General features: G+C 70.0%; 10 protein-coding genes. 9 read left to right on the forward strand and 1 reads right to left on the reverse strand.

Translation table 11 applies throughout. The annotated features are described in order from the left end of the window. Window positions 1–140 precede the first annotated feature (140 nt). The gene (locus AB0C19_RS33435) at window positions 141–1,106 is read right to left on the reverse strand and encodes a COX15/CtaA family protein (RefSeq protein ID WP_357191959.1); all 966 of its coding nucleotides are present in this window, start codon (window positions 1,104–1,106) and stop codon (window positions 141–143) included. Window positions 1,107–1,288: 182 nt separating this feature from the next. Between AB0C19_RS33435 and AB0C19_RS33440 the strand changes: the two genes are divergently transcribed. From AB0C19_RS33440 to AB0C19_RS33480, 9 genes are all read left to right on the forward strand, one after another. Then, window positions 1,289–2,005 (forward strand): ArsR family transcriptional regulator, encoded by a 717-nt coding sequence (locus tag AB0C19_RS33440; protein WP_357191972.1) that lies wholly within the window; start codon window positions 1,289–1,291, stop codon window positions 2,003–2,005. Then, window positions 2,002–3,432 carry a Fe-S cluster assembly protein SufB gene (gene sufB, locus AB0C19_RS33445; RefSeq protein ID WP_091403689.1) on the forward strand — a complete coding sequence of 477 codons (1,431 nt, stop codon included), beginning with the start codon at window positions 2,002–2,004 and terminating at the stop codon, window positions 3,430–3,432. Before AB0C19_RS33440 ends, sufB begins: the two co-directional genes overlap by 4 nt. Window positions 3,433–3,520: 88 nt before the next feature. Next, window positions 3,521–4,666 carry a Fe-S cluster assembly protein SufD gene (gene sufD / locus AB0C19_RS33450; RefSeq protein WP_357191961.1) on the forward strand — a complete coding sequence of 382 codons (1,146 nt, stop codon included), beginning with the start codon at window positions 3,521–3,523 and terminating at the stop codon, window positions 4,664–4,666. Next, the gene (locus tag AB0C19_RS33455; RefSeq protein ID WP_091403693.1) at window positions 4,666–4,992 is read left to right on the forward strand and encodes a non-heme iron oxygenase ferredoxin subunit; all 327 of its coding nucleotides are present in this window, start codon (window positions 4,666–4,668) and stop codon (window positions 4,990–4,992) included. Before sufD ends, AB0C19_RS33455 begins: the two co-directional genes overlap by 1 nt. Next, window positions 4,992–5,765 carry a Fe-S cluster assembly ATPase SufC gene (sufC, locus tag AB0C19_RS33460; protein WP_210784991.1) on the forward strand — a complete coding sequence of 258 codons (774 nt, stop codon included), beginning with the start codon at window positions 4,992–4,994 and terminating at the stop codon, window positions 5,763–5,765. The genes AB0C19_RS33455 and sufC overlap by 1 nt, the downstream gene beginning before the upstream one ends. A gap of 20 nt (window positions 5,766–5,785) precedes the next feature. Next, window positions 5,786–7,090: a cysteine desulfurase gene (locus AB0C19_RS33465; protein ID WP_357191964.1), complete on the forward strand. Its 1,305-nt coding sequence runs from the start codon at window positions 5,786–5,788 to the stop codon at window positions 7,088–7,090. Next, a complete protein-coding gene (sufU, locus tag AB0C19_RS33470) occupies window positions 7,090–7,563 on the forward strand; it encodes a Fe-S cluster assembly sulfur transfer protein SufU (protein ID WP_357191966.1) in 474 nt (157 codons plus the stop codon). The genes AB0C19_RS33465 and sufU overlap by 1 nt, the downstream gene beginning before the upstream one ends. 67 nt (window positions 7,564–7,630) lie before the next feature. After that, complete coding sequence (locus AB0C19_RS33475; RefSeq protein ID WP_357191968.1) at window positions 7,631–8,077, forward strand: metal-sulfur cluster assembly factor; 447 nt, start codon at window positions 7,631–7,633, stop codon at window positions 8,075–8,077. 204 nt (window positions 8,078–8,281) lie between these two features. Further along, a complete protein-coding gene (locus tag AB0C19_RS33480; protein WP_357191970.1) occupies window positions 8,282–8,881 on the forward strand; it encodes a TIGR03086 family metal-binding protein in 600 nt (199 codons plus the stop codon). Window positions 8,882–9,175: the final 294 nt, after the last annotated feature.

Below are 9,175 nucleotides of genomic sequence, written 5' to 3' on the forward strand. Positions count from 1 at the left end.
CTGTCTCCCGCGTGTCGGAGGCAGCAACATCCGGGAAGTTGCGCAGATCTTGGCGCGGGGCGCGGGGCGCGGGGCGCGGGGCGCGGGGCGCGGGGCGCGGGGCGCGGGGCGCGGGGCGCGGGGCGCGGGGCGCGGGGCGGTCAGGCGGTGACTGGTACCGGGGCGGCGGCGTCGGTCGGGGTGGCCTCGGGGGCCGGGGCGACCGGGCGGCGTTCCCGGGTGGACCACTGCGCCGACAGGGCGGCCAGAAGCACCAGGCAGGAGCCGAGCATGTGCGCGCCGACCAGGAGCGCCGGCACGTGGGTGAAGTACTGCACGAACCCGATCAGGCCCTGACCCAACTCCACGGCGACCAGGATGATCGCGGCGCGGGTGGCCCGCTGCGCGCCGACGGCGCGGAACGCGAAGATCAGCGCCACCGAGAGACCGATCAGTAGGAAGACCCCGTCGGCGTGCACCTGCGAGATCGTCTCCGGGTCGAGCCCGTTGCGGGCGGCGCCGTGGTCGCCGGCGTGCGGGCCGCTACCGGTGACCCAAGTGCCGACGACCAGCACGGCGACGGTGACGCCGGTGGTGACCCGGGCCAGCGCGCGCAGCGGTGCGGGCACCACTGCCGCCGTCGGGCCGTCGGGGTCGCCGATGCGTCGCCAGAGGGCGTACGCGGCGGCGATCACGGCCATCGAGGCGAGGAAATGCAGCCCGACCACCCACGGGTTGAGGTTGGTCAGCACGGTGATGCCACCGATCACCGCCTGGGCGGGGATGCCCAGGAAGACCGCCACGGCCAGTGCGAGGAGCCCAGGTCGGCGGGGCCGGTGCAGGAGGACGGCCAGCACGGTGGCCAGCGCGATCAGACCCACCGCGAAGGTCAGCATGCGGTTGCTGAACTCGATCACGCCGTACACGCCCATCTCGGGCGTGGTGACGTAGGAATCGTCTGTGCACCGGGGCCAGGTGGGGCAGCCGAGGCCCGAGGCGGTCAACCGGACGGCCCCGCCGGTGACGACGATCCCCACGTTCGCGATGATCGAGGCGAGCGCGAGGCGGCGCAGCAGGATGCCGGAGACCGGACGGACGATTCGGTTCACGGCGCAAATCCTACGCACCGTAGTGATCGAGGTTCGTCCGACTCCGTCGGCTCGGTGGTTCGGATCACCGGGGCCCGGGTTTGCGACCCTCCGGGTAATTACGTAACGTTGGCGTTGTGAAAAACGCGGCGGCGCTCTCCGGGCACCAACCGACGGCCGTACCGGCCCTCGGTGCGCCTGCCTCCGCGCCTGCCGTGACCATGTCGGCCGGCCTCGCCGGGCCGGCGGCGGCCGAGGTCTCCACCCGGGATCGGGTCACTCAGTTGCTGCTGGAGCAGGGTGCCACCACCGCCGCGCAGCTTGGCGCGGCGCTCGGGCTCAGCCCGGCGGCGATCCGCCGGCACCTGGACGCGATGCTCGCGGACGGTGACGTGTATGCCCGTGAGCAGACCGTGCAGGGCAGTCGCGGTCGGGGGCGCCCGGCCAAGGTGTTCCTGCTGACCGAGGCCGCCCGGGTCCGCTGTGGCACACACCACTACGACAACATGGCCACCGCCGCGTTGCGCTGGATCGCGCGCAGCGGCGGCTCGGGCGCGGTCGAGGCGTTCGCCACCGAGCAGGTCTCCGCTCTCGAATCCCGTTGTCGGACGGCCATGGAGGACGCTGGCGACGACCCCCTCGCCCGAGCCGAGGCACTCGCCGCGGCGCTCACCGCCGAGGGTTACGCTGCCAATGCGACCACGATCGCCTCCGGCGGCCAGCTCTGTCAGCACCACTGCCCGGTGGCGCACGTGGCCGCCGAGTTCCCTCAGCTGTGCGAGGCCGAGACCGCGGTTATCTCCCGTCTGGTCGGCACCCACGTGCAGCGTCTGGCCACCATCGCGCACGGCGACGGGGTGTGCACCACGCACATCCCGACCCAGCCGGGCCGCGCTCAATCCGGTAATCCCGTAACCACTGTGAGGACAGATAGATGACCGAGCAGATCGTCCAGCCCCTGACCCAGGAAGAGCAGCTCGCCGCCCTGGGCCGGTACGAGTACGGCTGGTCCGACCCGGACGCCGCCGGGGCGGTCGCCCAGCGCGGCATCAACGAGGCGGTGGTGCGGGACATCTCGGCCAAGAAGAACGAGCCGGCGTGGATGCTCGACCTGCGGCTGAAGGGCCTGCGGCTGTTCGGCCGTAAGCCCATGCCGGCCTGGGGCGCGGACCTCACCGGGATCGACTTCGACAACATCAAGTACTTCGTGCGGTCGACCGAGAAGCAGGCCACCAGCTGGGAGGACCTGCCCGAGGACATCAAGAACACCTACGACCGGCTGGGCATCCCGGAGGCGGAGAAGCAGCGGCTGGTCGCCGGTGTAGCGGCGCAGTACGAGTCGGAGGTCGTCTACCACAAGATCCGTGAGGACCTTGAGGAGCAGGGCGTTCTCTTCCTGGACACCGACACGGCGCTGCGTGAGCACGAGGACGTCTTCAAGGAGTACTTCGGCACTGTGATCCCGGTCGGCGACAACAAGTTCGCCGCCCTGAACACCTCGGTGTGGTCCGGTGGCTCGTTCATCTACGTGCCGAAGGGCGTGCAGGTCGAGATCCCGCTGCAGGCCTACTTCCGGATCAACACGGAGAACATGGGCCAGTTCGAGCGGACGCTGATCATCGTCGACGAGGGTGCGTACGTGCACTACGTCGAGGGCTGCACCGCGCCGCTCTACTCCTCCGACTCGCTGCACAGCGCGGTCGTGGAGATCATCGTCAAGAAGAACGCGCGCTGCCGCTACACGACCATCCAGAACTGGTCGAACAACGTCTACAACCTGGTCACCAAGCGCGCCGTCTGCCACGAGGGCGCGACCATGGAGTGGGTCGACGGCAACATCGGCTCCAAGGTGACCATGAAGTACCCGGCGGTCTACATGACCGGCGAGCACGCCAAGGGCGAGGTGCTCTCGGTGGCGATGGCCGGCGAGGGTCAGCACCAGGACGCCGGCGCCAAGATGGTGCACGCCGCGCCGCACACCTCCTCGACCATCGTGTCGAAGTCGATCGCCCGTGGCGGCGGCCGCACCTCGTACCGGGGTCTGGTGCAGGTGCTGGAGGGTTCGCACCACAGCCGGAGCACTGTCAAGTGCGACGCGCTGCTGGTCGACACCATCTCCCGCTCGGACACCTACCCGTACGTCGACATCCGTGAGGACGACGTGTCGATGGGTCACGAGGCGACCGTCTCCAAGATCAGCGACGACCAGCTCTTCTACCTGATGAGCCGGGGCCTGAGCGAGGACGAGGCGATGGCCATGATCGTGCGTGGCTTCATCGAGCCGATCGCCAAGGAGCTCCCGATGGAGTACGCCCTGGAGCTCAACCGTCTGATCGAGCTTCAGATGGAGGGCGCGGTCGGCTGACGCCGCCGCTCCCCGTGGCGGGCCGGAACCTCGGCCCGTCACACCCGGCCCCAACTCGTCGTCACGGAACAGACAGACCAAGGAAGAAATGACTACCCAGGCTTCCGCGCCGCCGCCCAGCACCAAGACGCAGGCGCTGCGCTCGTACGACGTCGCCGACTTCCCGGCCCTCACCGGCCTCGAGGAGGAGTGGCGTTTCACCCCGCTCAAGCGCCTCCGCGGCCTGACCAGCGACGCGCCGGCCGCGACCGGCGCGGTCCGACACGAGTACGGTGACCTGCCCGAGGGCGTCGCCATCACCCGTGTCGGCAGGGACGACGAGCGGGTCGGCAGCGTGCTGACCCCTGTCGACCGGGTCAGCGCGTTGGCTTACGGTGCCGCCGCGGACGCCCTGCTGCTGCGGGTCGCCCCGGACGTGGTGCTCGGTGAGGCGGTGCGGCTGCGGGTGGTCGGCGAGGGCGTCGAGCAGCCGGCTTTCGGTCACACCTTCGTCGAGGTGGGCCGCTTCGCCGAGGCGACACTGGTGCTGGAGCACGTCGGGTCGGCCACCCTGGCCGACAACGTCGAGGTGGCCGTGGCCGACGGCGCGAAGCTGACGCTGGTCACTGTCGCCGACTGGGCCGACGACGCCGTCCAGGCCCAGCACCTGAAGATCAAGCTGGGCCGGGACGCCAGGGTCATCCACATCCAGGTCTCCCTGGGTGGCGATCTGGTCCGGCAGTTCACCAGCGTGGAATACACCGGGCGCGGTGGCGAGGCCGAGCTGTACGGCGTCTACTTCGCCGACTCGGGCCAGCACCTGGAGCATCGGCAGCTGGTCGACCACAGCGTCCCGGACTGTCGCAGCTACGTCGGCTACCGGGGGGCTCTGCAGGGCGAGAGCGCGCACACCGTCTGGGTGGGCGACGTGCTCATCCGGGCCGAGGCGACCGGCACCGACACGTATGAGATCAACCGGAACCTGCTGCTCACCGACGGCGCGCGGGCGGACTCCGTACCCAATCTGGAGATCGAGACCGGCGAGATCGCCGGCGCCGGTCACGCCAGCGCGACCGGCCGCTTCGATGACGAGCAGTTGTTCTACCTGATGGCCCGGGGCATTCCGGAGAGTGAGGCCCGCCGACTGGTGGTGCGTGGCTTCTTCGCCGAGCTGATCAACAAGATTCCGGTGGAGTCGCTGCGTGAGAGCCTCGGCGACGCGATCGAGGCCCGGCTGACCAAGGCGGGCGCTTGATGATCCGCATCTGCTCCACCGAGGACGTGCCGAAGGGCACCGCGATCAGCGCGGACGTCGACGGCACGCCGATCGCCCTGGTGCACGGCGAGGACGGCGGCTTCTACGCCGCGTACGACGAGTGCTCGCACGCCTCGGTCGCGCTCTCCGAGGGCGAGGTGGACGGCTGCACGCTCGAGTGTTGGCTGCACGGCTCGCGCTTCGACCTGCGCACCGGCGAGCCGACCGGCCTGCCCGCCACCGAACCCGTCCCCGTCTACCCCGTCGAAGTCCGCGACGGCGACATCTACCTCAGCCTGACGCCGAGTAATGGAGTGACCCGATAATGAGCACCCTGGAGATCCGCGACCTGAAGGTGTCGGTCAAGCTGCCCGAGGGTGAGCTCAAGCCGATCCTGGCCGGCGTCGACCTGACCGTGAAGTCGGGCGAGACCCACGCGATCATGGGCCCGAACGGTTCCGGCAAGTCCACCCTGGCGTACTCGATCGCCGGTCACCCCAAGTACGAGATCACCGGCGGCACGGTGACCCTCGACGGCCAGGACGTGCTGGCCATGACGGTCGACGAGCGCGCCCGCGCCGGCCTCTTCCTGGCCATGCAGTACCCGGTCGAGGTGCCCGGCGTCTCGGTGGCGAACTTCCTGCGGACCGCGAAGACCGCCATCGACGGCGAGGCGCCGAAGCTCCGTACCTGGGGCGGCGAGCTGCGCGGTGCGATGGAGCGTCTCCAGATGGACCCGGCGTTCGCCCAGCGCAACGTCAACGAGGGCTTCTCCGGTGGTGAGAAGAAGCGGCACGAGATCGTCCAGCTGGAGCTGCTCAAGCCGAAGATCGCGATCCTCGACGAGACCGACTCCGGTCTCGACGTGGACGCGCTGCGCGTGGTCAGCGAGGGCGTCAACCGGGTTCGTGACAACGGCGACACCGGTGTGCTGCTGATCACCCACTACACGCGGATCCTGCGCTACATCAAGCCGGACTTCGTGCACGTCTTCGTGGCCGGCCGGATCGTCGAGCAGGGCGGCTCGGAGCTGGCCGACAAGCTCGAGGCCGAGGGCTACGAGCGGTACGCCGCCGGGGCCGGCACGGCCAAGGCCTGAGCGGGAGAGGCGCTGCCGAGATGACCAGCATCGCGATCCCCTCGGGGATGCCGCAGTACGACGACGTGCCGCGTTTCGACGTGGCCCGGGTGCGCGCCGACTTCCCGATCCTCGGTCGGGACATCAACGGGCACCCGCTGGTCTACCTCGACAGCGCCAACACCTCGCACAAACCCCGCCAGGTGCTCGACGTGCTGGACGAGCACTACGCGCGGCACAACGCCAACGTGTCGCGCTCGGTGCACACCCTGGGCACCGAGGCCACCGAGGCGTACGAGGGGGCGCGGGCGAAGATCGCCGCGTTCATCAACGCGCCGAGCACCGACGAGGTGGTGTTCACGAAGAACTCCACCGAGGCGATCAACATCGTGGCGTACGCCTTCTCGAACGCCTCGCTGCGCCCGGACGCCGATCCCCGTTTCCGGCTCGGCCCGGGCGACGAGGTGGTGATCTCCGAGATGGAGCACCACTCGAACATCGTTCCGTGGCAGCTGCTCTGCGAGCGCACCGGCGCGACCCTGCGCTGGTTCCCGGTCACCGACCAGGGGCGGCTGGACGAGTCGGGCCTGGAGGATCTGGTCACCGAACGGACGAAGATCGTCTCGCTGGTGCACATGTCCAACATCCTCGGCACCGTCAACGCCACCTCCCGGATCACCGCGCGGGTCCGCGAGGTGGGTGCGCTGCTGCTGCTGGACTGCTCGCAGTCGGTGCCGCACCTGCCCATCGACGTGGTCGACCTGGACGCCGACTACATCGTCTTCACCGGTCACAAGATGTGCGGTCCGACCGGCATCGGTGTGCTCTGGGGTCGGGGTGAGCTGCTGGCGGCCATGCCGCCGGTCTTCGGCGGCGGCTCGATGATCGAGACGGTCACCATGGCCCGCTCGACGTTCGCCGCGCCGCCGGCCCGCTTCGAGGCGGGCACCCCGCCGATCGCGGAGGCGGTCGCGCTCGGTGCGGCGGTCGACTACCTGACCGGCATCGGGATGCGGGCCATCCAGTGGCACGAGAAGGAGCTGACGGCGTACGCGCTGGAGGCTCTCGGCTCGGTACCTGACCTGCGGATCTTCGGTCCGACGGTGCCGGTGGGCCGGGGCGGCACCATCTCGTTCGCACTCGGTGACGTGCACCCGCACGACGTGGGTCAGGTGCTCGACTCGCTCGGCGTGCAGGTGCGGGTGGGCCACCACTGTGCCAAGCCGGTCTGCAGCCGGTTCGGCGTCCCGGCCATGACCCGGGCATCGTTCTACCTCTACACCACCACCGAGGAGATCGACGCTCTGGTGGCCGGTCTGGAGCAGGTGCGGAAGGTGTTCGACTGATGCAGCTCGACCAGCTCTACCAGGAGATCATCCTGGACCACTACAAGCGCCCGCACGGGCGTGGCCTGCGCGATGCCGACGACCCGGGTGACCAGGTCGCGGAGGCGCACCACGTCAACCCCACCTGCGGTGACGAGGTCACCGTCCGGGTGGCCACCGACGGCACGGTGCTGCACGACATCTCGTACGACGGGATGGGCTGCTCGATCAGCCAGGCATCGGCGAGTGTGCTGCACGAGTTGCTGCGCGGTCGGGGCGCCGGGGAAGCATTCGAGGTGCACGAGGCGTTCGTGGAGTTGATGTCCGGACGTGGCCAGGTCACGCCGGACGAGGACGTGCTCGGTGACGGGGTTGCTTTCGCGGGTGTGGCCCGTTACCCGGCCCGGGTCAAGTGCGCGCTGCTGCCGTGGATGGCGTTCAAGGACGCCGCGGCACGCGCCGGTGTGGGTGTGAGCCCGGAGGTGACGGCATGAGCGAGCGTCAGCGAGCGAATGACACAGTGGTGCCTTGTGGCATCACGCAGCGATGCGGAGGGTTGGCATGAGCGAGAACACCGCTACCGAGGCGACGCCGGAGGCCGGTGACACCCCAGTGGTGCCGCAGACCGACGCCGCGACGACCGATGGCACGGGTGACGCCGCCGCTCCCGCGGGCGGCGTCAGCAAGGCCATGATCGCCGACATCGAGGAGGCGATGAAGGACGTCGTCGACCCGGAGCTCGGCATCAACGTGGTCGACCTGGGCCTCGTGTACGGCGTCCACGTCGACGACGAGAACGTCGCCACCCTGGACATGACGCTCACCTCGGCGGCCTGCCCGCTGACCGACGTCATCGAGGACCAGACGCGGCAGGCGCTGACCACCGGCCCCGGCGGCGGCCTGGTCAACGACATCCGGATCAACTGGGTGTGGCTCCCGCCGTGGGGCCCGGACAAGATCACTGACGAGGGTCGGGACCAGCTCCGTTCCCTCGGCTTCAACGTCTGACCCGACTCCGTCCCACAGTCGTCGAGCGCGGCGCCCCTTTGGGGTGCCGCGCTCGTTCTGTTGCGCCTCCACGTGAATCAGTAGTGGAACGGATCGTTCCGGTCTGCTAGTCTGATTGCAGAACGGAGCGGAACATTCCGTTCACGGGTGAGCGGAATCGCTCGCCCGGCGGGGTCGGCGGAGAGGGTCGGGACAATGGGTGAGATGGCAGCTGGACACTGGCGGGTCGTGCTCGACGAGGCGCACACGATGCTCCGGACGACCGCCGAGGGAATCCCGGCCGACGCCTGGGACCTGCCCACCCCGTGCGAGCGGTGGACGGTCACGCAGGTGCTCCAGCACGCGACCGGCGACCAGATCGCCTTCGCGGCGGCGATCGTCGGCGGGGCGGGGCCGTCGGAGGATCCGTTCGCGCCCTCCGGTCGGATCGAGGGTGACAAGCTCATCGGGCTGCGCGCCGCACTCGACGCGTCCGCCCGCGCCTGGGCGGGAGTCGCCGACGATGATCCGCAGGTGCGGACGCCGCTGCCCCAGGGTGCGCTGCCGGCCCAGGTGGGCGCCGTCGCGTGCGCCCTCGACGCGGCGGTGCACGCCTGGGATATCGCGGCGGCCACCGGCCAGCCGTCCCCGCTCCACGACGACCTGGCCCGTCCCCTGCTGGAGGTAGCCCGGCAGATCGTCGAGCCGTTGCGGAACTACGGCGCGTACGCCCCGGCGCTCGACGCCGGCGCGGAGGCCGACGACGTCAGCGCCCTGCTCGCCTACCTCGGCCGCGACCCCCACTGGCCCGGCGTGCGGCTCTGACCGCTCGACCGACCCAAGATCGCCCTTGATCATCGATGTAGTGGCCTCGGCGCGTCGCCGAGGCCACTACATCGTGGTTCGAGCGTGACCTTGGCGGCCGGAGGCACCCCAACCCCGCTCCTGGTCTCGGGGCGGGGTCCGTCGTCAAGATCCGCGCAGTATCGGGGATGTTGCTGTCACCTTGCGTGTCGCAGGCAGCAACATCGGGGTAGTTGCGGAGATCTTGGCGCGGGGCGCGGGGCGCGGGGCGCGGGGCGCGGGGCGCGGGGCGCGAGGGCGCGGGGCGCGGGGCGC

The sequence above is a fragment of the Micromonospora sp. NPDC048842 genome, assembly GCF_040649935.1.
Lineage (GTDB): Bacteria > Actinomycetota > Actinomycetes > Mycobacteriales > Micromonosporaceae > Micromonospora > Micromonospora hortensis.